Annotated in this window: 22 protein-coding genes; 11 read left to right on the top strand and 11 right to left on the bottom strand. The window is 38.0% G+C overall.

Annotated features, from left to right (window positions below; all coding sequences use genetic code 11):
- Positions 1 to 27 precede the first annotated feature (27 nt).
- The 7 genes from CLV94_RS10600 to CLV94_RS10570 all read right to left on the bottom strand — a co-directional run bounded on the left by CLV94_RS10600 (position 28) and on the right by CLV94_RS10570 (position 5824).
- Positions 28 to 483 carry a hypothetical protein gene (locus CLV94_RS10600; RefSeq protein ID WP_121376462.1) on the bottom strand — a complete coding sequence of 152 codons (456 nt, stop codon included), beginning with the start codon at positions 481 to 483 and terminating at the stop codon, positions 28 to 30.
- Between the two features lie 77 nt (positions 484 to 560).
- The gene (locus CLV94_RS10595) at positions 561 to 2396 is read right to left on the bottom strand and encodes a BamA/TamA family outer membrane protein (protein ID WP_121376625.1); all 1836 of its coding nucleotides are present in this window, start codon (positions 2394 to 2396) and stop codon (positions 561 to 563) included.
- Positions 2397 to 2471: 75 nt separating this feature from the next.
- Entirely contained in the window at positions 2472 to 3002 is a 531-nt protein-coding gene (locus tag CLV94_RS10590) for a mechanosensitive ion channel domain-containing protein (RefSeq protein ID WP_121376461.1), read from the bottom strand.
- 3 nt (positions 3003 to 3005) lie between these two features.
- Complete coding sequence (locus CLV94_RS10585; protein ID WP_121376460.1) at positions 3006 to 3599, bottom strand: Maf-like protein; 594 nt, start codon at positions 3597 to 3599, stop codon at positions 3006 to 3008.
- Entirely contained in the window at positions 3592 to 4515 is a 924-nt protein-coding gene (locus tag CLV94_RS10580) for a geranylgeranylglycerol-phosphate geranylgeranyltransferase (protein WP_121376459.1), read from the bottom strand. Before CLV94_RS10580 ends, CLV94_RS10585 begins: the two co-directional genes overlap by 8 nt.
- Before the next feature lie 33 nt (positions 4516 to 4548).
- Positions 4549 to 5076: a KdsC family phosphatase gene (locus tag CLV94_RS10575; RefSeq protein ID WP_121376458.1), complete on the bottom strand. Its 528-nt coding sequence runs from the start codon at positions 5074 to 5076 to the stop codon at positions 4549 to 4551.
- Positions 5060 to 5824 carry a Rossmann-like and DUF2520 domain-containing protein gene (locus tag CLV94_RS10570; RefSeq protein WP_121376457.1) on the bottom strand — a complete coding sequence of 255 codons (765 nt, stop codon included), beginning with the start codon at positions 5822 to 5824 and terminating at the stop codon, positions 5060 to 5062. The genes CLV94_RS10575 and CLV94_RS10570 overlap by 17 nt, the downstream gene beginning before the upstream one ends.
- Positions 5825 to 5846: 22 nt before the next feature.
- Here CLV94_RS10570 and CLV94_RS17265 point away from each other — a divergent pair, with 22 nt between their 5' ends.
- From CLV94_RS17265 to CLV94_RS10555, 3 genes are all read left to right on the top strand, one after another.
- Positions 5847 to 6284: a four-helix bundle copper-binding protein gene (locus CLV94_RS17265; protein ID WP_394345740.1), complete on the top strand. Its 438-nt coding sequence runs from the start codon at positions 5847 to 5849 to the stop codon at positions 6282 to 6284.
- A gap of 172 nt (positions 6285 to 6456) precedes the next feature.
- Entirely contained in the window at positions 6457 to 9669 is a 3213-nt protein-coding gene (ccsA, locus tag CLV94_RS10560; protein WP_121376456.1) for a cytochrome c biogenesis protein CcsA, read from the top strand.
- 105 nt (positions 9670 to 9774) lie between these two features.
- Entirely contained in the window at positions 9775 to 10365 is a 591-nt protein-coding gene (locus CLV94_RS10555; RefSeq protein WP_121376455.1) for a glutathione peroxidase, read from the top strand.
- A 57-nt stretch (positions 10366 to 10422) separates the two neighbouring features.
- Here the strand turns inward: CLV94_RS10555 and CLV94_RS10550 are convergent, their stop codons facing one another.
- Entirely contained in the window at positions 10423 to 10923 is a 501-nt protein-coding gene (locus tag CLV94_RS10550) for a GNAT family N-acetyltransferase (RefSeq protein ID WP_121376623.1), read from the bottom strand.
- 97 nt (positions 10924 to 11020) lie between these two features.
- Here CLV94_RS10550 and menD point away from each other — a divergent pair, with 97 nt between their 5' ends.
- The 3 genes from menD (at position 11021) to ygiD (ending at position 14641) form a co-directional block, all read left to right on the top strand.
- Positions 11021 to 12673, top strand: coding sequence for a 2-succinyl-5-enolpyruvyl-6-hydroxy-3-cyclohexene-1-carboxylic-acid synthase (gene menD, locus CLV94_RS10545; protein ID WP_121376454.1), 1653 nt, complete (start codon positions 11021 to 11023; stop codon positions 12671 to 12673).
- Positions 12674 to 12783: 110 nt separating this feature from the next.
- Positions 12784 to 13620: a CvfB family protein gene (locus tag CLV94_RS10540; protein ID WP_121376453.1), complete on the top strand. Its 837-nt coding sequence runs from the start codon at positions 12784 to 12786 to the stop codon at positions 13618 to 13620.
- Between the two features lie 187 nt (positions 13621 to 13807).
- Positions 13808 to 14641 carry a 4,5-DOPA-extradiol-dioxygenase gene (gene ygiD / locus CLV94_RS10535; protein ID WP_121376622.1) on the top strand — a complete coding sequence of 278 codons (834 nt, stop codon included), beginning with the start codon at positions 13808 to 13810 and terminating at the stop codon, positions 14639 to 14641.
- Here ygiD and CLV94_RS10530 read toward each other — a convergent pair whose 3' ends face one another.
- From CLV94_RS10530 to CLV94_RS10520, 3 genes are all read right to left on the bottom strand, one after another.
- Complete coding sequence (locus tag CLV94_RS10530; RefSeq protein WP_121376452.1) at positions 14642 to 15868, bottom strand: sterol desaturase family protein; 1227 nt, start codon at positions 15866 to 15868, stop codon at positions 14642 to 14644.
- 243 nt (positions 15869 to 16111) lie between these two features.
- Complete coding sequence (locus CLV94_RS10525; RefSeq protein ID WP_121376451.1) at positions 16112 to 16540, bottom strand: PH domain-containing protein; 429 nt, start codon at positions 16538 to 16540, stop codon at positions 16112 to 16114.
- Between the two features lie 79 nt (positions 16541 to 16619).
- Entirely contained in the window at positions 16620 to 17729 is a 1110-nt protein-coding gene (locus tag CLV94_RS10520; RefSeq protein ID WP_121376450.1) for a C1 family peptidase, read from the bottom strand.
- 70 nt (positions 17730 to 17799) lie between these two features.
- Here CLV94_RS10520 and CLV94_RS10515 point away from each other — a divergent pair, with 70 nt between their 5' ends.
- From CLV94_RS10515 to CLV94_RS10495, 5 genes are read left to right on the top strand one after another with little or no spacing between them, the layout of a single operon-like run.
- Positions 17800 to 18639: a 1,4-dihydroxy-2-naphthoyl-CoA synthase gene (locus CLV94_RS10515; protein WP_121376449.1), complete on the top strand. Its 840-nt coding sequence runs from the start codon at positions 17800 to 17802 to the stop codon at positions 18637 to 18639.
- 38 nt (positions 18640 to 18677) lie between these two features.
- Positions 18678 to 19196: a PH domain-containing protein gene (locus CLV94_RS10510; RefSeq protein WP_121376448.1), complete on the top strand. Its 519-nt coding sequence runs from the start codon at positions 18678 to 18680 to the stop codon at positions 19194 to 19196.
- On the top strand, positions 19196 to 20710 hold the full coding sequence (locus CLV94_RS10505) for a PH domain-containing protein (protein ID WP_121376447.1): 1515 nt from the start codon (positions 19196 to 19198) through the stop codon (positions 20708 to 20710). Before CLV94_RS10510 ends, CLV94_RS10505 begins: the two co-directional genes overlap by 1 nt.
- 46 nt (positions 20711 to 20756) lie before the next feature.
- Entirely contained in the window at positions 20757 to 21704 is a 948-nt protein-coding gene (gene menA, locus CLV94_RS10500; protein WP_121376446.1) for a 1,4-dihydroxy-2-naphthoate octaprenyltransferase, read from the top strand.
- Between the two features lie 11 nt (positions 21705 to 21715).
- Complete coding sequence (locus CLV94_RS10495) at positions 21716 to 22393, top strand: metal-dependent hydrolase (protein ID WP_121376445.1); 678 nt, start codon at positions 21716 to 21718, stop codon at positions 22391 to 22393.
- The last annotated feature ends 29 nt before the right edge of the window (positions 22394 to 22422 follow it).

Here is a 22422-nt window from a genome sequence, read left to right as displayed (position 1 = left end):
AAAGAGAGCCTTTGGCTCTCGATTTATCTAGTCATCGTGATGATGTCTGTGATGTTTTTTTGCTTTGTGTTTTTTGTAGTGCTTGTGATTGTCGTGATAATGGTGGACATCTCTTACTACTACCGTATGTGGCCTGTTGCCTCTGTAATATTTTACTCTATGCGTATTAAAATGTGCATAAGGCCTTGCACCATGATAGTCTGTTAATACAACTTTATAGCCGTTGTAAAGATCATAATTTCTGTATCTGGCTGGTAAGTATCTGCCTCTAATCCAGTTTCCATTGCTGATGTAAATAAAATTAGAAGCTCTTACATCATAATAGGCTTCAATGTCTGGAAGATAATAGTAATTCGCTTCGGTATATCCGACAGGCCCCCAATCTGGACGGCTTCCGATACTTACATTTACTGATACTTGGGCTTGTAGAGAACTCGCCACAAATAAGCCAAATCCTGCGATTAATAATTTTAGAGTTTTCATAGCTGCATTTTTTTAGGTTCTTATATTGACCGAAATCCAACAACTATGCCACTCAGATTTTATTAAGAAATATTTAACTATTCATACGGAACGGTTTCGGGCTTTCCAAACTCGAAATTCTGCATTCCGAAATCAGTTGTCTTAAGAGAGTTGGTCTGCATATTGCCACTTCCGTCTTCTGGTACCGAAGGATAATAAGAGAAAGAAAATTGGAAAGTGTTAAATACCAAGAAGTCGTTGCTGATGAGCACTCCGATTCCTATTTGCGAATATGCTTTTCCCTTGTACAAATTATTATTTTCATTGCTCAAGATTCCTACTGTATAGGTCAGGAAAGGATTAAAACGAAATCCTCCAAGATTCCAAGGCGAGTAGGATTGTGTTTGTAACATAAGGGAAGCTTTTTTTGTACCACGCAACTTGTAGCTGTTAAATCCCGGAATGCCGTTTTCTTCATTAAGATTTACCCTATCCGCAATGGTTGGAAAACGATTGTTTCCGATCACGAGTTTTGGTTTTACGAACTGCCTCAATCTCCAATCGCCTAATTCGATAAGGTTGGTGAAATAATTGGCTTCTACCGAAAAAACAGTCTGTTGGGTAATTGGGCCTCTAAAGAACGTGCCATACTCGACATTGGTGCTGAAATAGCCCCATCTGAAATATTGCCCGAATGAAAAACGACCGCCAAGATACAAACGATTGATATGGTTTTTGTTTTGATACCCTACCGTCAGCGCATAAACTTTTCCTATGGCAACGTCTTCCGTAATGCCATAATTGAAAAGGTATTTGTCTTGGATAAATTTTCTCGAAGTTACACCAAAACCCGCAAGATAGAAGTTCTCATCAGAAAAAAACTTAAGACTATCATAAGCAGGAGTAGGGAATTCACTGTAATTTCTTCTCAAGAATCGGAAAGAGGTGATAAAATTAGTCGTCCTGTCTTCTTCGGAATTTCCTTTGAAAATTTGAAGCGATTTCCCGACCCAGGCATCTTGCGTACCGACTTTAAAATTCTGCGGTCCATATCGGCCTGTGGCATCAGGCAGAGAATCTACCTTGAAATCTTGGGCGATATAAATTCCAGCTCCCCATTTTGCAAAAGCAGAGAAAAAAGGCCGGTCGATCGTAATGCTTTTCGAGTAATTATTATGTTCGTCGACGCTATAAGCAAGCGATGTTCGGATATAAGTATTTAATATATTGGGAACAGTATATCGCGTACTGATGGCGCTTCTTCCGTTATCAAATCGTTGCCTGTACGTATTGTCTAGTTCGTGTCCGGTTCCTAAGAAATTGCGCTCAGTCAGCTCAAAAGTAGTCTTGGAAGTCGAGCCTGAAGCATTCGGAATCAAACTCCAAGAATCGAGCGCCCTGATATAAACATCGACAGAATCCGAACCTGCTCCTGCAAATTTTGTAGTGATGTCCACGGCTCGAATATACCTTTGGCTTCTGATCAAACGTTCTGATTCTTTCACCAAAAGTGAATCCAATGGACGATTTTTTTTGATAAGCAGCAGGTTTTTTATGGTAAGCCTGCTGGATCTTATATGAATTCTGTTTCCGAATCGTTCAAAACCATTTCGTGCTTTTTTGGTCGAGTCTTTTTCTGAAAAACCAAACGGATCGAGCGTAGTAATGTGTATGTTTCTGATAATCTTTCCTTCGTATTCGCTATAATTTTTAAGCACGACCTTGTCTTTCGGCTTATTTTTAGGTTTTTTAGAATCTACCGGCTTAAAGATAAGTTTGTGGAGAAACTTGGTAAATCCTCTTTTTTTAGAATAGCGCTCAATGTTGCGGTAGCCTCGCAAAGAATCCTTTTTGGCCGGCTTTTCTTGCGCATGCGACATTTGACAGCAGCTGATTGTCAATAGCAATAAAAAGAATTTTAATTTTCTGAGCATTGGCAATTTTACAATTTGGGATTACCTTGATTTGTGAAGTTACAAAATAGGAATCAATTTTTAAGCCAATTACAGCTAATCTGTGAATTCTTTTTCCTCTCGCGTCGTATTTACAATAGAAACGCCTTTTTGCAGCAGCAGATTGTTCGGATAAGTGACGAGCTCGCCTTCTTTAGTCCTCAAATAAGTGTGGAAAGCCTTGATGTCGTCGATTTCTGCCTCAAAAGGAAAATCTTTATCGTGTATCCTGATCGTATCGCCAATCTTAAAAGGAAAGGAAAAGAAAAGGATGATTCCGGCGGTTATATTGCTTAGTATAGACCATTGCGCAAAAAAAGCAACGCCAATAATGGTAATTACAGAGGTAAATGCCAAGTAGATGTCGCTCGTACGGACACCCCAAATGATAAAAATTCCAGCCAATGTCAGCGCCATGATTACGATGCTGATGTACTTGCTGACCAGTATCGCGCGGTGCTCATTGATTTCTGCATGCTTGGCATAACGCTTTATCAAAGTGGTAATGATAAAACGGATGACCATTACGCAGACCAGTAAGATGATGGTGCTTATAATTTTAGGCGTGTTTTCTTCAAAAAAGGACATTCTCTAGCGGTTTTTCCCAAAGTTAGTAAAATATTCATAAACTTTATGGACAGGAAGACCGACAACATTCGAGTAAGAACCTTCTATTTTACTAATTCCGACGATGCCGATCCACTCTTGGATGCCATAAGCTCCTGCTTTATCATAAGGCTTAAAATTCTCCAGATAATAAGCAATTGCCTCATCCGAAAGAGTACCAAAAGTAACTTTGGTAACTTCGTTAATAAGGTCTATTGTGCCATTGTGCTTGAAGCAGACCGAAGTATATACCTCATGGGTTGAATCTGACAAAGCTCTTAGTATATTAAATGCATCGTCGTAATCTTTTGGTTTTCCCAATGCTTTTCCGTTGTGCCAGACAATGGTATCGCTGGTGACCAAAATATCTTTAGGCCCTAATTCGTCTTGGAAAGCTTCGGCTTTTAGGATTGCTAAAAAATCCGTGATTTCAGAAGCTTTAAGATGGTCGGGATAGATTTCTTCCACCTCTTTCAGGCGCACTTCAAAATCGAGGTGCATATCCTTGAAAAACTGCTGTCTTCTTGGCGAGCCCGATGCTAAAAGGATGGTATATTCTTGTAAGTGAGAATTAAGCATATTTGATGTTGAAATTGATAATCGCAATAGAAAGAATTCCGAAGAAAATCACAAGCTTTAATACTTTGCTCAGATGATGAAAGTCCTTTTGGCTTTTTGCCCCAAACATTTTTACTGTGAAATATATCAGCGGCGCCAGAATGAACACAAAACCATATCCAGAAGCGTAATATAAATTATTCGAGAATAAATGTTCGTTGATATAATAGATGATCAATCCTAAAGGAATAAAGCTCAATCCCAGCACTACTTTTGCCGTTCTAGCAACGCCCAGCACAATTGGAAGCGTATTCATTCCTTGGTTATAATCGCCATTCACGTCTTCCAAATCTTTGACAATTTCCCGAATGAAATTGATGATAAAGGCGAAAACAGCATAATCAATCAATATTCCAAAAATAACGCCCATGTTTGCTTGATTTTCAGGAACAATCATCGGCAGCAGATCGAAAATCCCGATAATCAGAATGCTTAGAGAAAGCAATAACGCAATGATGATATTACCAATCAGCAAAGTTTGCTTCAAGCCATTAGCATACACATAAAGCGTAGCCGCTATGATAATAAACACGGCTGCGAAATTTGATTTGTGGATGGCATTGGCCAGATAAAAACCAATTCCTACACCTACAACATTTAATGCAATATAGATGTTATATCCCATAGATTCTGAAATCTGTTTTCCTATTACGACATCTTGCGGTTTATTGATTTCGTCTGTTCCTCTGTCAAAAATATTATTAATCAGATAACCGCCAGCAGCGATACATACTGTTGAAAGCACCAAAAGCGCAAACTGCCAGTCATTTAAAGCCAAAGGAATAGATTGCGACTCCAAAAAGCCATATCTGAAAACCAGCTGCATCAGCGCGAGCAGGATAAGATTTTGATAACGTATCAGTTTTAAAAAAGACATGGTTTCTTTATTTAGAATGTGTTCTTGTTTTTATTAATCGTGTTTTCCGTTAAAATATTGCATCCACTTTCCTTGAACGCGCATCACTTGCTCAATAACGTCGCGAACCGCGCCACGGCCGCCGTTTTTGTGAGAAATATAATTACAGATTTCTTTGATTTCTGGGCTCGAATCCAGCGGACAGGTAGGCAATCCTACAAGCTTCATGACATGATAATCAGGAATGTCGTCGCCCATATAAAGAACCTGCTCCGGCTTTATGTTGTATAATTCGATATATTCCTTAAAAGTCTCCACTTTGTCCGGACAAGCCAGATGGATATCCGTAATTCCAAGATTTCGCAATCGGATTCGGACGCCTTCGTTGCTGCCGCCAGAAATAATGCAGACATGGTAGCCGCTTTCTACAGCTGCTTTCATGGCATAGCCATCGCGGATATTCATTACACGTAGCATTTCGCCTGTTGGGGTGATATGGACAGAACTGTCGGTCAGAACGCCATCGACATCAAAAATAAAAGTCGTGATGTCGTTCATGATTTCCTTATAGCTTTTTGACATTGGATTGTTGAATGGATTGGGTTAGTATTTTGTAAATTTCTTTTTGCATGTTGTTGGTCAGTAACGCCAAATGTGCCTGTATCGTATTTTGATCGTTTCTTTTTGCCGGTCCCGTCTGCGCTTCAAGAGGAGAGAGATGTTGAACCTTTTCGGCCGTTTCTGCAATCAAAGGCTTTAATATTTCAAACGGAAGCTGATGTTCCGCACAAATTTCTTTGCCAATTTGATACAGATGGTTCGTAAAATTATTCACGAAAACAGCGGCCACATGAAGCGATTTCCTTTGATTAGAACTGATGAGATAATGCTTGGCACCAATCGCTTCGGCAAGATCTTCTAATGTAGTATAGTCGTCATCGACTTCACTTTCAAGGCAGATTGGTATTTTAGAAAAATCCACCTCTTTGTCTTTTGTAAAAGTCTGCAGCGGATAAAAAACACCTCTACGGTTCTTGGAATCCAATTCTTCTAAAGGAACACCTCCAGAAGTATGTACGACGAATCGGTTTTTAAACGGAAGATTCGACGATACCTCAGCAATAGCGCTATCGGAAACAGCAATAATGTAAATGTCTGATTCTAAAAGTTGTTGCCAGTTAGTAGCGATTTTGGAATCGTCAACCAAATGCAATACGCTTTCTTTCTGCCTCGAAAACACTTGCTGCAGCTCAATCGTATCGCTTTTCAGAAAAGCCTGGATAAGATGCTGCGCTACATTCCCGGAACCGATTACAGTTGCTTTAATCATGGCGCTAATTTAGGGATTAGTTATGAAATATATTGCAGTGTTTTTATTTGAAAGTTTTCGAAAAAGGTTTAACAGACTCTTACGAAAGGCTTTGCGTTTAAATCGCTACATTTATAACAGCCAATTAATGAAGAAGAGTATGAAGAAGTTTAAATTAGCTGTCGAAGCCTGCCTGGCTTGTTTTGGTGCCTGCGAACTCTGTGCCGCGCTCTGCATCGAAATGAACGACAAGAACCATCAGCGGTGTATTTCCTTATGCCGTGATTGCGCAGAGATATGCATATTGTGCGTTAAGTTTTGTTCGAGAAATTCTACCTTTTCCAGCGGTTTGATGAAGTTGTGCGCCAAGATTTGTACGGCCTGTGCGTTGGAATGTGAAAAATTCAGCCATCATCCTCATTGTAAAGAATGCGCTGAAGCTTGTAGAAAATGTGCTGCCGTATGCAGTTTTAAATGGTAAGTGATATTACAGCAAGATAATTAAGTCGCAAATTTCATGCAAACGCATAAACTCAATTCTATTTAGAAAAAATTAACAAGGAATTACGAAAACGCAGGAGCAGGAACAATGGTTGTATCAAACATTTTTCCTTACTTTTGTGGCACTTTTTAAACTACGTAATTCCACTCTCATGGATAAGATTTTTTCCTTCCTGTTTTCCACCCGTTTAATGGCTGTCCTATTTATTGTTTTTGCTGTCGCAATGGGAATCGGAACCTTTGTTGAAGATGCTTACAATACTGATGTTGCCCGACTTTGGATTTACAACACTTGGTGGTTTGAGGCGATTATGCTTCTTTTTATGATTAATTTCCTTGGAAACATCAAGCGTTATCAGCTTTACAAAAAAGAGAAATGGACAACTTTATTGCTTCACTTGTCTTTTATTTTTATTTTAATAGGCGCTTTTTGGACGCGTTATATCAGTTTTGAAGGTATGATGTCAATCGCAGAAGGGCAGTCTGAGAACCAAGTTTTCTCAGATAAAACGTTCTTGAATGTGTTTGTTGACGGAGAATATAAAGGCGAAATGAAACGCAAAGCTGAAGAGAAAGAATTATTGCTTTCACCACAAGCGAACAACGATTTTTCTATTGACGGAAAGTTTGCTGAAACACCTTATGAGATTGTATATAAAGACTTTGTGATGAATGCCTCAGAAACAATTAAGGAAGATGCAAACGGAGATACGTACATCAAATTAGTAGAATCTGGAGATGGAACGCGTCATGAACATTTTTTAAAGGAAGGTGAAGTTCAAAATATCCACAACTTGCTTTTTGCATTCAATAAACCGACTGATGGCGCTATAAATATTTCAAAATCAGGTGATAAATATACTTTTCAGGCTCCGTTTGGCGGAAGTTTCATGAGGATGGCTGATAAATTGCAAGGTTCTGTTGCTAAAGATACCGTTCAAGATTTGATGTTTCGTTCGTTATATAATGTAGGAGGCGCGCAATTTGTGTTTCCAGATCCTGCAATTAAAGGAAAAGTGGCTTTTGAATCTAACAATGATTACAAAGATAAAAAAAGCGACGATGCTTTGATCGTGACCATAAAATCTGGAGGAAAGACTCAAGATGTGACTCTAATTGGTTCTAAAGGAAAAATGGGCGAACCACAATCATTTAAATTGGGCAACCTTGACTTCACATTATTCTTCGGAAGTAAGGTCTATACATTGCCTTTTAAAATTAAGCTGAATGACTTTATCGCTGATAAATATCCTGGAACTTTAAAGAGTTTTTCTGCTTTTAAAAGCAAGATTACTGTGGAAGACGAAAAGCCTTATGACTATGAAATTTTCATGAATAATGTCTTGGATCATGGCGGTTATCGATTTTTCCAAGCTTCGTATGATTATACAGACAATCACTTGAGAGATGCTTACGAGCCAAATATCACGGTACTTTCTGTCAATCACGATTTCTGGGGAACTTGGATTACCTACATAGGATATTTCCTTTTATATATAGGGTTGATGGCAATTATGTTTGATAAAAATTCAAGATTTGGCGAAGTGAAGAAAAAATTAGATAAAATTAAAGCGAAAAAAGCGAAATTGATGACGATTTTATTATTGTTTTTAAGCGTTGGAACTTTCGCACAGCACAACCACGACCATGCAGCTCCAGGTCATCAGCATACAACTTCTGCTAAAAAGGCAGCACCAATAAAAATGCCGACGGAAGCTGAAATTGATACTTTTTTGACCAAAATAAAAGTGAAGCCAGAACACGCGGCTAAATTTGGTCGTTTGGTAATTCAAGATGACGGCGGAAGGATGAAGCCAATCAATACTTTTTCGTCTGAATTGCTTCGAAAAGTGAGCCACAGCGATACATATAGAGGATTAAATTCTGATCAAGTTTTCTTGTCAATGTCACAATATCCTGAGTTTTGGGTAAATATTCCTTTTATTTTTGTGGAGAAACACAATGACAGCTTGCATAAAATTTTGGGAGTGGAAAGCAAGGCGAAATATGTCTCGTTCATCAACTTTTTTGACGAACAAGGAAATTATAAATTGTCTCCTTATTTAGATGAAGCGCAAAAAGCGGCAGTTCCGAATAAATTCCAGACTGATTTTATTGAAGTGGATAAAAAAGTAGTGCTTTTGAGCGCGGCTTTGAGCAGAAGAATTTTGAAAATTTTTCCGGTTCCGTTTGATAAAGGAAATAAATGGATTTCTCCTTTAGAATTAAATGAGTCTGGACTTACTGGCGTGGATTCAACTTACACAAGAAACGTGCTTCCGGCTTACATCGGATTTTTAGATGAAGCAAGAACTACTGGTGGTTACAAACAAGCTGATGAAATTCTAAGTGGCATTGAGCTTTTCCAGAAAAAATATGGAAAAAATGTGCGTCCGAGTGATGAAAAAATCAATTCAGAAATTATGTATAACAAGTATGATATCTTCAAGAAATTGTACTATTTATATATGATGGCCGGAATTTTCATGTTGCTTTTTACTATTATAAAGATTTTCAAAAACAACAAATTCATTAATTACACGGTAAAATTCTTCCACATTTTAATTGCATTTTTCTTCGTCTTGCACACTGCAGGATTGATTGTACGTTGGTACATTTCTGGGCACGCGCCTTGGAGTGATGCTTATGAATCAATTATTTATGTGGGCTGGGCAACAATGTTCTTCGGATTGGCTTTTGGGCGACAGTCACAATTGACAGTGGCTTCCACGGCTTTTGTGGCATCGATGATTTTGATGATCGCACATTGGAACTGGATGGATCCAGCAATCGCTAACTTGCAACCGGTTTTAAATTCATATTGGCTGATGATTCACGTGGCGGTTATCGTGGGAAGTTACGGACCCTTAACATTAGGAATGATTTTAGGATTAGTTTCATTGTTATTGATGATTTTTGCCAATAAAAATAACAGCAAAAAATTAGAATTAAGCATAAAAGAAATCACTTACATAACTGAATTAACCTTAACTGTTGGTTTGGTAATGTTGACTATCGGAAACTTCTTGGGTGGTCAATGGGCAAACGAAAGTTGGGGACGTTATTGGGGCTGGGATCCAAAAGAAACTTGGGCTTTGATCAGTATTATGGTTTACGCATTTGTAATTCACGCAAGATTGGTTCCTGGATTAAGAGGAACTTGGATTTTCAATGTATTTAGTGTGTATGCTTATTATTCGATTATGATGACTTATTTTGGAGTAAACTTTTACTTGACAGGTTTGCACTCGTATGCGAGCGGAGATAAAGTAGTTACGCCTAATTTCGTTTTCGTGTCTTTTGGTATTATAACCTTGATTTCGATTTTGGCTTACATAAAGCAGAAAAAATATTTAAGAAGTTAAATACTTACTATAGAAAAGCCCATAATTTGATTATGGGCTTTTTATTTAACAAAAGTTTAGACGGAAGGAATTTCCTAATTATCTAATTTTATAAAAAATAAAACAATGAGAAAAATAGCCTTCGCCTTTGCACTCATAAGCTGTTTTGCCTGCCAGCAGAACCAAGCACAAGAGAAAAAAGCAAAAGCACCAACGCAAAAAAATAAAACAATGGCCAAAGAAAATATCTACCAGTTTAAGGTAAAAGACCTAGAAGGAAAGGATTTCGATTTCGCTTCTTTGAAGGGAAAGAAAATACTGATTGTCAATACCGCTTCAAAATGCGGATTAACGCCGCAATACAAAGATTTGCAGGCGATTTATGATCAGTATAAAGACAAAAACTTTGTAATTGTAGGTTTTCCAGCTAACAATTTTGCTTCTCAAGAACCAGGAACGAACGAAGAAATAGGTGCTTTCTGTCAAAGAAATTACGGCGTGACCTTTCCGATGATGGAGAAAATTTCCGTGAAAGGTGATGATATGAACGAAGTTTACAAATTCCTAACGCAGAAATCTAAAAATGGATTGCAAGATTCAGAAGTAGAGTGGAACTTCCAAAAATACCTCATCAATGAAAAAGGGGAATTGGTAAAAGTGATTTCTCCAAAAACATTGCCGACAGATCCAGAAATTGTAAACTGGGTTAAAGCATAAAGACTTTCAAAATTTTATATACTAAGGCTTTCAGAATTCAAAACTCTGGAAGCTTTTTTATTTTAAGATCAGCTGCATCAGTTGTACGTCCAGCCATTTTTCAAATTTATATCCGGCTTCTCGCAAAACACCTGATTTTTCAAAGCCGAATTTTTCATGAAAAGTAATACTTCCGACGTTTTCTGCATCAATCAATCCAATCATTGTATGTAGTTTTTGGGTTTTGGCTGTATCAATCAGTTCAGATAAAATTTGTTTTCCGATTCCTTTGCCAGAAAGTCCATCTTTTACATAAACAGAATGCTCAACGGTAAATTTATAGCCGATTTTCACACGGAAATCGCCATATGTCCCAAACCCTAGAACATTCTCTTTTTCGTCAACAGCAACCAGAATCGGGAAGCCGTGAGCCTGTTTTTCTTCAAACCAAGTCAACTGGTCGTTCAAAGTTCGGACATCGTAATCATAGATGGCCGTTGTGTTTAGGATAGCATCATTTACAATTTCTAAAATGCCCTCTATATCTTCAATTCTTGCAGGTCTGATGCGGCTTTTCATGTCTTGATTTTTTTCACTTCCAAAGATAGAAAAACTTGCCAAGAATGTACGGAAAGCCTTTGTAATTTGTACCTTTGATGTATTGAAATACTACAGAATGATCTATCCAAAAATACCTCTGGCGCAAAGCATACTCGAAATCTGCAAGGCCAAAGGACTTACCGATATCGTAATCTCTCCAGGTTCCAGAAATGCCCCGTTAACTATTGGTTTTGCTAACAATCCCTACTTCAAATGCTACAGTATCGCTGATGAAAGATGTGCTGCTTTTTTTGCTTTAGGAATGGCACAGCAGACCAAAAAGCCGGTGGCAATCGTTTGTACTTCAGGTTCTGCGTTGCTGAATTATTATCCTGCAATCGCAGAAGCTTTTTACAGTCAGATTCCTTTGGTGGTAATTTCAGCCGACAGGCCTCATGATAAAATCGATATTGGAGACGGACAAACCATTCGCCAAGAAAATGTATACGCGAATCATATCCTTTACAATGCCAACTTAACCGAAGAAGCATCGCAGGAAAACGACCTTAAAATTGCAGACGCGATTACTTTGGCAACAGTCAAAAAAGGCCCAGTTCATATCAATGCTCCCTTTGAAGAACCTTTGTACGAAACGGTTTCTGAGCTTTCGATAAATCCGGTTATTTCAGAAACTACTTTTGAAGGCCCAAATTCTGAGGAAGATATAAGCTCATTTATTTCACAATGGAATACTTCTAAAAAGAAATTAGTTTTGGTTGGAGTCAATGATCCTAATGCTATTGACAAAGAAATCATACACCATCTGGCCAATGATCCGTCGGTAGTTGTTATGACCGAAACAACTTCTAATTTGCATCATCCGAATTTTATAAACAATATCGACACTATAATCACGCCATTCACAGATGATGATTTTAAAGAGTTCCAGCCAGAAATTTTACTGACTTTTGGTGGAATGGTCGTATCGAAAAGAATTAAAGCTTTTTTAAGGAAATACAGGCCCAAAGCACATTGGCACATCGATACGCTGAGAGCATATGATACTTTTGGCACATTGAGCAAACATTTTGTAGCAGAACCTAACGAATTTCTGAAACAATTTCTATCAAATTCTACCGTAATTTCCGACTATAACCAAAAGGCACAGGATTTAAAGAAGTTTAGGAAAGAAAAGCATGATTTATACCTTTCTAAAATTCCATTTTCAGATTTTACCGTATTTGAAAAAGTAATTCCGAGCCTTCCAAAAAACAGCCAGCTACAGATCAGCAACAGTTCTGCGATTCGATACGCCCAATTGATTGATATCGATCCGACAATTGCTGTATTTTGCAATCGAGGGACAAGCGGCATCGACGGAAGTACCTCAACAGCAATAGGAGCAGCGCTGGCAAGCGGACAAGAAACCATTTTGATTACTGGAGACGTAAGCTTTTTGTATGACAGCAATGCATTATGGAATACTTATATTCCGAAAAACTTTAAGATAATCTTGCTTAATAATGGAGGCGGAGGCATTTTCAGAATTCTTCCAGGACATCAAGAAACGCCAGTTTTCAATACCTATTTTGAAACTTCCCATTGCCTGACAGGAGAACATTTGGCCAAAATGTATCAATTTGATTATTTTACGGCTAGTGAAGAAACTGGCTTAGGAAATAACCTAAAAGAATTTTACGCCAGCAATAAACCTTCAATTCTAGAGGTTTTTACGCCTACGCTAGAAAATGATAAGATTTTATTGCAGTATTTTAAGGAATTGGTCTAGTTTTAGTTTCAAAAGGACTCAATAGTCTTAATTTGATTGATATAACACTATTTACATTTAACATTTGTACCTTTGGTGTCTGCAACTTAGAAACTTTGCAACTTTAAAAAATGATTGAAATAGGAAAATATAATACGTTGACAATTGACCGAGATACACAAGTCGGTTTGTTTTTGACGGATGGAAAAGAAGATGTTTTACTGCCTAACAAATATGTGCCGAAAGTATTCGAAATAGGCGAAGAGATTACTGTTTTTGTATATCTTGACCACGAAGAAAGGCCTGTAGCTACAACTCTAGAGCCTTATATACTGCTGAATGAATTTGGACTTTTAAGAGTGAATTACACCAACCAAATCGGTGCTTTTATGGACTGGGGAATGGAAAAAGACATTCTGGTTCCGTTTAAAGAACAAGCCCGTCCGATGGAGAAAGGAAAACGCTATCTCGTCTATCTTTATATGGATGAGAAAACGAATCGTTTGGTCGCTTCGAGCAAGACAAACCAATTCTTGAATAACGATAATCTTACTGTTGAAGTAGGCGAGGAAGTCGATCTGATCGTTTCTCACATTACAGAATTAGGAATCAACGTTATTATCAACGAGCAACACAAAGGCTTGATTTATAAAGATGAAGTTTACGATGATGCTATACGTACAGGCGATAGGCTTCGTGGATACGTCAAGGCAATCCGTCCAGATAATAAGATTGATGTTGCTTTGCAAAAGCAAGGTTTTGAAGCCGTTGAGCCCAATGCAGAAAAGATTTTAGATGAGCTTCGTGCCAACAGAGGCTTCCTTCGCTTGAACGATGCCAGTCATCCTGAAGATATCAAGACTGTCTTAAAAATGAGCAAGAAAACCTTCAAAAAGGCTATTGGCGTGCTGTATAAACAGAAACAGATTGAGATTAAAGAAGATGGAATCTACTTGGTAAAAGAGTAATTGAAGCTTCAATATAAACTATAGTAACGCTTTCTTTTCTAAGGGAGCGTTTTTTTATTTTTCGTTTCAAAAGCTATTAACTTCAAATTAAGGTTTATATAAAAACTATTTTATACATTTGTATATACAAATATTGTAAGATTTGAAACGTTCGGATTTTATTAAAACAGTAACAGGAGGAATAGCTATGGGATCATTACAGCCTTTTTATAATTGGACACAAGAGTTAAGCGAAGAAGATATTAAACATCCCGTATTGTTCATCGGTCACGGATCGCCAATGAACGGGATCGAAGACAATGAGTTTTCACAGAATTGGGCGAAGATGGGGAGGGAGATTCCAAAACCAAAAGCCGTTCTGGTAATTTCGGCACATTGGCTGACACGAGGGACGCACATTACGGCCATGAATAATCCGAAAACTATTCATGATTTTGGAGGATTTCCGCAAGCTCTTTTTGACGTACAATATCCAGCAAAAGGAAATCCAGAATTGGCAGCTGCAACCGCAAAGCTTATTCATTCTACTGATGTTGGATTAGACCATGACTGGGGATTGGACCACGGAACATGGACCGTCGTACGACATATGTATCCCGATGCTGATATTCCGGTATTGCAATTGAGCATTGATTATGGAAAGCCTGCACAATACCATTACGATTTGGCAAATCAGATTGCCTCATTGCGGAAAAAAGGCGTGCTCATCATAGGAAGCGGTAATATGGTACACAACCTTCGTATGGTGGCTTGGAATAAATTACAGGAACCCGAATATGGTTTTGATTGGGCAATTGAAATGAATCAAGTTTTCAAAGATAAAATCGAAAACCGTGACCACAAGGCATTAATAGACTATGAAAACCTCAACAAAGCGTCGAAATTAGCAATCCCGACGCCAGATCATTACTATCCGCTGCTGTATTCGCTTGCTTTGCAGGACAATCAAGAAAATACGACTTTTTTTAACGATAAGCTGGTTGGAGGTTCATTAAACATGACTTCCGTGAAAATAGGCTGATTATCTTTCGGTTGTTTCCAACTGAAGGACTAGATTTTGGTATTTTCGGCTTAAAGAAAACATCTTTTCTGCAGCAATCATAATAATTACTGGAATTAAGAAATATTCAGCAAGATTCTCTACATATAATAAATAAGTTGTAAGGATGAACAATCTTGAATATTCAAGATAATAAATCCATTTTCGCTGTTCTAGCAGTGCGCCGCAGTTGATCAGCGTAATCATGATAAAGGAAAGCCCAAATATTTTGTCATAAAAGCTTAAATTCCCAAAGTAATACGTAAAACCAGTCAGGACGATAGTGCTGATAGCCAATTGTATGTAAAGGTAATTCCTGAATTTTAGGCGATGGCTCCTGTCGGTTTTATCTTGAAGGAATTTTTTCTCCAACATCGGCCGGATATCTTGGTCCATTGCAGCTGGACTTCCAAATACCGCATTCCAGCGCGCTTGAAATCCTTTGGAGCGTTTCCAAAGCTCATAAATTTCAAAATAATAATGAAAGTGCTGCCATAAAAAACTGTAGCTTTTCAATGGATGCGTCAGTCCGTATTTTGGCTTTTCTTCCTCTTCTTGGAAAGTACCAAACATTCTGTCCCAAAAAGTAAACATGTCGCCGTAGTTTTTGTCCAGGTATTTTTCATCAGAAGCATGGTGTACGCCGTGTACAGAAGGCGTCACGAAAACATATTCCAACCATTTGATGCGGCCGATGACCTGTGTATGCGTGAAAAAAGAATAGGCTCCATGAACGATCAGCATCGTGATGACCATTTTTGGATGGAATCCTAAGAAAGGAAGAATGCACCAAAACCCGGTCCTGATAATTGCTTGAAAAGTGGTAATCCTTGCGGCGGCCGTAAAGTTAAATTCTTCGCTATGATGATGGACAATGTGTGCGGCCCAAAAAAAGTTTACTTCATGCCCAAGCCTATGATACCAATACCAAACAAAATCTGTGGCGAGGATTAGTCCTACCCAAATCAAAAAAGTGCTCGGGATATCAAAGATTCTGTAATGTTCGTAAATATGATAAAAAAGCAGGTAGAAGCTTGCCGCGATAAAAAGATTGATGAGCCGTTCTGCCAATCCGATGCTGATATTGGAAACCGAGCTTTCATAATTGAATATTTCAGGACGTTTTCTACGTTGCGCCAATTTGTATTCTAAATATACGAAGAGGAAAAAGGCCGGCATCGCAAATGCCAGAAAATTAATGTTTTCCATAATTCTTTTTTGAAAATTAGTATTCTAAATAGCTCATTTTTAAAGCTTTTCTAGAGTAAAGTTATCAAAAAAAGTTCCAAAGCTTGCAGTACGACTTATCAACCACTGTTGATAAATAGCCTAAATTTTGGGCTGATTTACGGAAAGAAGAAAAATTAAAAACATTCACTGAACATTAAGCAAAAGATGCTTTTCAAAATTAGGGATTGCTCAATTTCTGGAAGGCAAAATTTAACAGTTTTTCTATTTTATTTCAATATGGGAATTGATTTCTAGTAATGCATCGATGAAGGCTTGTTTCTTTTTTGGAGAAATGTAGATGTCATCGTATTTGTTGTATTTTATGATGAGTCCTTTCGAACCCAAACCCGGTTTTAGGTTCGACTGAATCATCCAGCCCTTTTGATGTTCGATCGTATGGATTCTGTAAATATCAATCTTTCCTCTGATTGGTCCAGATTTGTATTTTAAATAAGAACCTTCTAGGCGATAATTAGTATCCACTAAAATCCAGATAAGCAATGCAGCACAAACAGCACAAATGATAATCGGAATAAAAACAGTTCCTTCAATGTCGTTAGGCGTCATAAAAGGAAGAGCAATTAGGAAGGCTACCACAAGCCATAAAAGCGAAACTGTAGGAATATGATAGTCGGTATTAAATTTTTTCATGTCTTAAATTTAGGAAAATATATAAAACAAAAAAATTCGGGATTGAAAAATCCCGAATCCTTCTTTTAAGATAGAAGTATTAGACTCCTAAATCTTTTTTAGTTTTTTTCTGAAGGGCATCTTTGTGCAATAAGACAGAAATTGCTTTTAATCTCAAATAAGGAACGCTCATGTAAACGTAGCCGTCATTTCCTAGGTTTTTCGTTCCCCATGAATTTTTTACTTTGTAATAAATGTTTCCGTTTTGGTCTTTTACTTTCCCCACAATATGCATTAAGTGATCATCAGTTGTATTGTAATTTTCAAATTCTTGCTGGCGGAATTCTGGCGTGATTTTTTTCTCCGGCTTGATTTCGGTCAAGATTGTTTTTTCATCGGCATCGTTTTCAGGAACTACTGCAATTCCGTTTCTTCCAGAAAAAGTCTTTTCGCTCACATCAGCATCCAAAGCCAAGGTATACCCTTTGTCTAAAGCATTGTCTATATTCTGTACAAATTCATCCAGCGGCATATTATAAAAGCTTCCGTTAGAGAAATTATCTGGAATATCCAGGATAAATGTCTTATAATACGGCTCGTTTGTGAACGAAGTAATCGTAATGTAATCTTTCAAGTTCAGCTTGGTCATTTCCAAAAAGCTCTTCGGCGTATATTTTTTTCCGTCATAGGTAAATTCAGTTACATTCGCACCCATGTATTTGTCAAGGATTGCCTCAACATCCGTTTTCCATTTTGGATCTAGCTTTTTAGAAGGATCCGCATATTTCTTCAACAGATCTTCTAATTCTTTCGCCATTTTTGAATGGTCATGCTTTGTAGCACTTCCTACCAATCCGGAATAAGCCGTCAAAGGAACGATACCAAATTCCATAGCGCTGTTGATTACATCATGATTCAATCCTCCTTCGCCAAATTGCGCTTTTCCCTGACGCATCACATAGTTCCAAGCCTTTTTTGGATACGTATTACGTACATTATACATCTCAGAAAGATCAATTTTCTTTCCTAAAACACGTATGATTTCGGCCTCTAAAAAAGAAGTAGAAGAGAAACTCCAGCAGGTTCCTGTAATGTCCTGAGAAATTACAGGAGTCGCTTCAATGTCTTTAATGGTTTGGAATTCATACTTTTGTGAGTAAGCCGAAAAGGCGAATGCTAGTAAGGCAATAGGTAAGAAAATCTGTCTCATTTATATTTTAATTTTTGTTTATTCGTAGTCTGTGAAAAATGATTTATTTTTACGCTAAAATAATATAAAAATGAGTTCAATAAACTGGGAAACTGTTAAAGATTTTGAAGATATAACCTATAAAAAATCAAATGGCGTTGCACGAATCGCGTTCAACCGTCCAGATGTGAGAAATGCTTTTCGTCCAAAAACCACTAGCGAGCTGTATCAGGCTTTTTATGATGCGCAAGAAGATACGTCGATTGGTGTTGTTTTGCTTTCTGCTGAAGGACCGTCCTCAAAAGACGGCGTTTATTCGTTTTGCAGCGGCGGTGACCAGAAGGCGAGAGGCCATCAAGGCTATGTTGGCGAAGATGGCATGCACCGTTTGAATATTTTAGAAGTACAACGACTGATTCGTTTTATGCCGAAAGTCGTGATTGCTGTTGTTCCAGGATGGGCAGTTGGCGGCGGACATAGCCTTCATGTAGTTTGCGATTTGACTTTGGCAAGCAAGGAACACGCGATTTTCAAACAGACCGATGCTGATGTGACTAGTTTTGACGGAGGTTACGGTTCTGCTTACCTTGCGAAAATGGTCGGACAGAAAAAAGCCAGAGAGATCTTCTTCCTTGGCAGAAATTATTCGGCACAAGATGCTTTTGATATGGGAATGGTGAATGCCGTGATTCCGCACGATGAGTTGGAAGATACAGCCTACCAATGGGCCCAAGAAATTTTAGAAAAATCGCCTACCTCTATAAAAATGCTGAAATTTGCCATGAACTTGACTGATGACGGAATGGTCGGACAGCAGGTTTTTGCTGGCGAAGCAACGCGTTTGGCGTATATGACCGACGAGGCAAAAGAAGGAAGAAATGCTTTCTTAGAAAAAAGAAAGCCTAATTTCGAAAAGAAATACCTTCCATAACAAACTTTTGCTGAACAAACCCCTCAATCTGAAACCGAATGGAATTTACCAACGAAACGATAGACTTAGACTTACTTCCCAAATTTGAGGAAGTGCATTTTTCTTCATTGCATAAAGATTATATCAAGGTCGTTTATATCAATATTGCTATTGTCTTGCTGATTATAGCAATCGGAATTGGCGCTCTGATTTACTTTAATGAAGAAATGCAACAAAGTTTGGCCTATTCGATTTTTGGTGTTTCTTATGTGGCTTTTGCTTTAGTTTTGTTTTTCAGTTCAGTAGCATCTGTAAAAAGACGTGCCTATGCCGTACGAGAAAAAGATATTTTGTATAAAAGAGGATTGCTTTCGACCACTACGACCATGATGCCCTTCAATCGGATTCAGCATGTAGCCATGCATGAAGGTGCTTTTTCTCGAATATACAACCTGGCGCAGATACAGATTTATACAGCAGGAGGAAGCACGAGCGATGTCAAGATTTCGGGAATAGAAAAAGAAAAAGCGGAAAGCATCAAAGAACTTCTGATGCAGAAAATCCAAAATCAAATCTAATGGAGTTTGATTTTAAGACGCCACAGCGCCAATCCGTAACGGGAATCGTCATTATGTTTGCTGATACGTTCCAAGGCCTTATACGTGCCTTATGGGCACCGATTTTGGTGGTTCTTTTCAGAATGAAGTCCGAAAATTATCTTCTTATAGCTCTTGGATTCCTAGCTTTGGTTGTCTTGACCTTGGTGATAGGCTATTTAAAATACAGAAACTTTACTTTTTTTCTGGACGAAGAAAAGCAGGAATTTGTTCTAAGTAAGGGAATAATCAATAAGAGCAAAATTAATATCCAGCTTTCAAAAATCCAGCAGGTTAACATCAATCAATCCATCATTCAAAAAATAATAGGTGTCTATAGCTTGGATATCGATACGGCTGGAAGCGATAAAAAAGAAATCAGCATACGCGCTATCGACCAAAGTTTGGCGCTAATTTTAAAAGAAAGATTGCTGGATTATGGCGATAAGGGAGAAGCTGTTTCTGAAGAAAAATCAGAAATAATTTCCAATTCTAGTTCCAATGCAAAACCCTTTATTAAAGTAAGTTATACTACTTTATTTAAAGTAGGGATTACATCCAATTACGGACGAACGATCGCACTTCTAATTACTTTCGCGATTACACTTTACCAAAGTTTCAAAGATGCTATCAGTACTTTTGAAATCGACGAAACAACGGTTGATTCAGCCTTCGAAAAAAGCGCAGGCTATTTTTCAGTAGGAATTTTAGTGGCCGGACTTTTGTTCTTGGTGTTGCTGATCAATATCATCAGGACATTTATAAAACACTTCGATTTTGAGATGATCAAGCAGAAACAATCTTTGGCGATAATCTCCGGTTTGTTTGCAAAGAAGAATACGCTGTTAAATCCAGACAAAGTACAGATTACATCCTACAGCCAAAATTATTTTCAGAAGAAGCTCAAGATTCTGGATATGAATATGAAACAAGCTTCCAGCAACGAAGCCAAAGAAGAACAGAAAAAAAGCAACGTGATAGAAGTCCCAGGCTGTAATAGTTACGAAAGAGATGAAATTCTAAAGCTGATTCTTGGTAAAATTCCAGAAAAAGGAACTCCGATACAGCCTAATTTTCGCTATTTGATTTCCAGGATTTTTTCTGCGGCCGTATTTTTAGGTATAATTTTTACGGTTTTAAACTTTTCGGAAGTTGAAAATATCACATTTTATATCCCTTTGATTTTTGTATATTTAGGTCTCGTTAGCAGCGTGATTTATTTCGGATTCAAAAATAACAGGCTCTATTCCAATGAAAACTTTGTGATACTCAAGCATGGAGCGTGGGATGTAGAGCATGAGATTATTGAACCTTATAAAATACAGGCAATTACGACAAGGCAATATTTCTGGCATAAGGGAGCCGACGTTGGCCATCTGACATTGCATACTGCAGCAGGAGATGTACATTTTAAATTCGGAGATTTTACAAAAATAAAGCAATTAGTGAACTATTGGCTGTATCAGGTTGAGACATCTAAGCAAAATTGGATGTAACTTTGCCTTTCAAAAAGAAAACACTATTTACGAATAAACACTAAACATGAAACATTGGGTAGAAGCAGCACGTCTGCGAACATTGCCGCTTTCGGTATCAGGAATAATTGTAGGAAGCATGTATGCCTTGGCATATCCAACAGCAAATGTGCTAACGCCGACCGAAGTTTTTAACTGGCAGTTATTTGGCTTTGCCATACTGACAACACTCGGACTTCAGGTGCTTTCCAATTTTGCCAATGATTACGGCGATGGTATCAAAGGAACCGATAATGAAGATAGGGTTGGCCCAAAACGCGCCATACAGAGTGGCGTGATTTCTCCTGAAGCCATGAAACGAGCCATTATCATTACGTCTGTCCTGACTTTTATCTCCGCCGTTTTGTTGATTTATTTTGCGTTTGGAGAGAACAATATCGGCTATTCCATTTTCTTTTTGATTTTAGGTATTTTGGCTATTGCTTCCGCAATCCGCTATACGGTAGGAAATACGGCTTATGGCTATCGCGGTTATGGCGACCTTTTTGTATTCGTGTTTTTCGGATTAGTAAGCACGCTGGGTGTCAACTTTTTATATTCTAAAGAATTAGATTATAAGCTCTTCCTTCCGGCAATCGCTATTGGCTTTTTAAGTGTAGGAGTGCTCAACCTCAACAACATGAGAGATGAAGAATCAGATAGAAAATCAGGAAAGAATACCATCGTAGTAAAAATTGGCGGTGCAAAAGCCAAGAAATATCATTATTTTCTAGTTATTTCAGCTATGATTCTGGTGCTTGTTTTTGCAATTCTGAATAACTTTCAGTTTGACCAATACATTTTTATCGTAGCCTATTTCCCGCTGACAAGCCATTTGATCACGGTCTACAAAAATAAAGATCCAAGAATGCTCGATCCAGAATTGAAAAAACTGGCTATCAGTACGTTTCTTTTATCTGTGCTTTTATCGCTTTGTCTTATTTTCTTCCTATCGGATATTATTGTAAATAATTAAAAATCAGAATTATGAAAATTACTTTCTACGGACACGCAAGCCTCGGGATTGAAGTCGGAGGCAAAAACATCATAGTTGACCCTTATATCACGGCAAACGAACTGGCCAGCCATATCAATATCGATGAACTAAAAGCCGATTATATCTTAGTAACACATGCACATGGCGATCATACGCTGGATGTTGAGGCTATTGCAAAACGCACGGGAGCGACTATTGTTTCCAATGCAGAAATTGCAGGTTATTTCGAAAAAAAGGGATTGAAAAGCCATCCAATGAACCATGGCGGAAGCTGGAAGTTTGATTTCGGAACCGTAAAATATGTAAATGCCATCCATTCGAGTTCTTTTAATGACGGTACTTATGGCGGTAATCCTGGCGGTTTTATTATAGAAGGAGAGCACAAAAACATTTATATTGCTGGAGATACAGCTCTGACGTTTGACATGAAGCTGATTCCGTTGCGAACCAAACTAGACTTGGCTATTTTTCCTATAGGAAATAATTTTACCATGGATATAGAAGACGCGATTATTGCTTCTGATTTTGTCGAATGCGACAAGATTTTAGGCTGTCATTACGATACGTTCGGATACATAAAAATCAACCACGAAGAAGCCAAAAAGAAGTTTTTTGACAAAGGAAAAGACTTGATGCTTCTGGAAATAGGCGATTCTATCGATATCTAGCAAAATCGATTCGCAATCGACCTTTCAGC

The sequence above is a fragment of the Flavobacterium endophyticum genome (assembly GCF_003634455.1).
Classification (GTDB): Bacteria; Bacteroidota; Bacteroidia; order Flavobacteriales; family Flavobacteriaceae; genus Flavobacterium; species Flavobacterium endophyticum.
Note: the sequence above shows the minus strand (reverse complement) of the source record. Positions and strands in the feature narration are given on the sequence as shown.

Excerpts from the sequence above, each read along its gene's own strand:
- ygiD (WP_121376622.1), top strand. The coding sequence starts at position 13,808 with ATGGGATCATTACAGCCTTTTTATAATTGGACACAAGAGTTAAGCGAA.
- CLV94_RS10595 (WP_121376625.1), bottom strand. The coding sequence starts at position 2,396 with ATGCTCAGAAAATTAAAATTCTTTTTATTGCTATTGACAATCAGCTGC.
- CLV94_RS10575 (WP_121376458.1), bottom strand. The coding sequence starts at position 5,076 with ATGTCAAAAAGCTATAAGGAAATCATGAACGACATCACGACTTTTATT.
- CLV94_RS10590 (WP_121376461.1), bottom strand. The coding sequence starts at position 3,002 with ATGTCCTTTTTTGAAGAAAACACGCCTAAAATTATAAGCACCATCATC.
- CLV94_RS10555 (WP_121376455.1), top strand. The coding sequence starts at position 9,775 with ATGAGAAAAATAGCCTTCGCCTTTGCACTCATAAGCTGTTTTGCCTGC.
- menA (WP_121376446.1), top strand. The coding sequence starts at position 20,757 with ATGAAACATTGGGTAGAAGCAGCACGTCTGCGAACATTGCCGCTTTCG.
- CLV94_RS10550 (WP_121376623.1), bottom strand. The coding sequence starts at position 10,923 with ATGAAAAGCCGCATCAGACCTGCAAGAATTGAAGATATAGAGGGCATT.
- CLV94_RS10570 (WP_121376457.1), bottom strand. The coding sequence starts at position 5,824 with ATGATTAAAGCAACTGTAATCGGTTCCGGGAATGTAGCGCAGCATCTT.
- CLV94_RS10510 (WP_121376448.1), top strand. The coding sequence starts at position 18,678 with ATGGAATTTACCAACGAAACGATAGACTTAGACTTACTTCCCAAATTT.
- CLV94_RS10540 (WP_121376453.1), top strand. The coding sequence starts at position 12,784 with ATGATTGAAATAGGAAAATATAATACGTTGACAATTGACCGAGATACA.
- CLV94_RS17265 (WP_394345740.1), top strand. The coding sequence starts at position 5,847 with ATGAAATATATTGCAGTGTTTTTATTTGAAAGTTTTCGAAAAAGGTTT.
- CLV94_RS10585 (WP_121376460.1), bottom strand. The coding sequence starts at position 3,599 with ATGCTTAATTCTCACTTACAAGAATATACCATCCTTTTAGCATCGGGC.
- CLV94_RS10580 (WP_121376459.1), bottom strand. The coding sequence starts at position 4,515 with ATGTCTTTTTTAAAACTGATACGTTATCAAAATCTTATCCTGCTCGCG.
- CLV94_RS10515 (WP_121376449.1), top strand. The coding sequence starts at position 17,800 with ATGAGTTCAATAAACTGGGAAACTGTTAAAGATTTTGAAGATATAACC.
- menD (WP_121376454.1), top strand. The coding sequence starts at position 11,021 with ATGATCTATCCAAAAATACCTCTGGCGCAAAGCATACTCGAAATCTGC.
- CLV94_RS10495 (WP_121376445.1), top strand. The coding sequence starts at position 21,716 with ATGAAAATTACTTTCTACGGACACGCAAGCCTCGGGATTGAAGTCGGA.
- ccsA (WP_121376456.1), top strand. The coding sequence starts at position 6,457 with ATGGATAAGATTTTTTCCTTCCTGTTTTCCACCCGTTTAATGGCTGTC.
- CLV94_RS10520 (WP_121376450.1), bottom strand. The coding sequence starts at position 17,729 with ATGAGACAGATTTTCTTACCTATTGCCTTACTAGCATTCGCCTTTTCG.
- CLV94_RS10505 (WP_121376447.1), top strand. The coding sequence starts at position 19,196 with ATGGAGTTTGATTTTAAGACGCCACAGCGCCAATCCGTAACGGGAATC.
- CLV94_RS10530 (WP_121376452.1), bottom strand. The coding sequence starts at position 15,868 with ATGGAAAACATTAATTTTCTGGCATTTGCGATGCCGGCCTTTTTCCTC.
- CLV94_RS10525 (WP_121376451.1), bottom strand. The coding sequence starts at position 16,540 with ATGAAAAAATTTAATACCGACTATCATATTCCTACAGTTTCGCTTTTA.
- CLV94_RS10600 (WP_121376462.1), bottom strand. The coding sequence starts at position 483 with ATGAAAACTCTAAAATTATTAATCGCAGGATTTGGCTTATTTGTGGCG.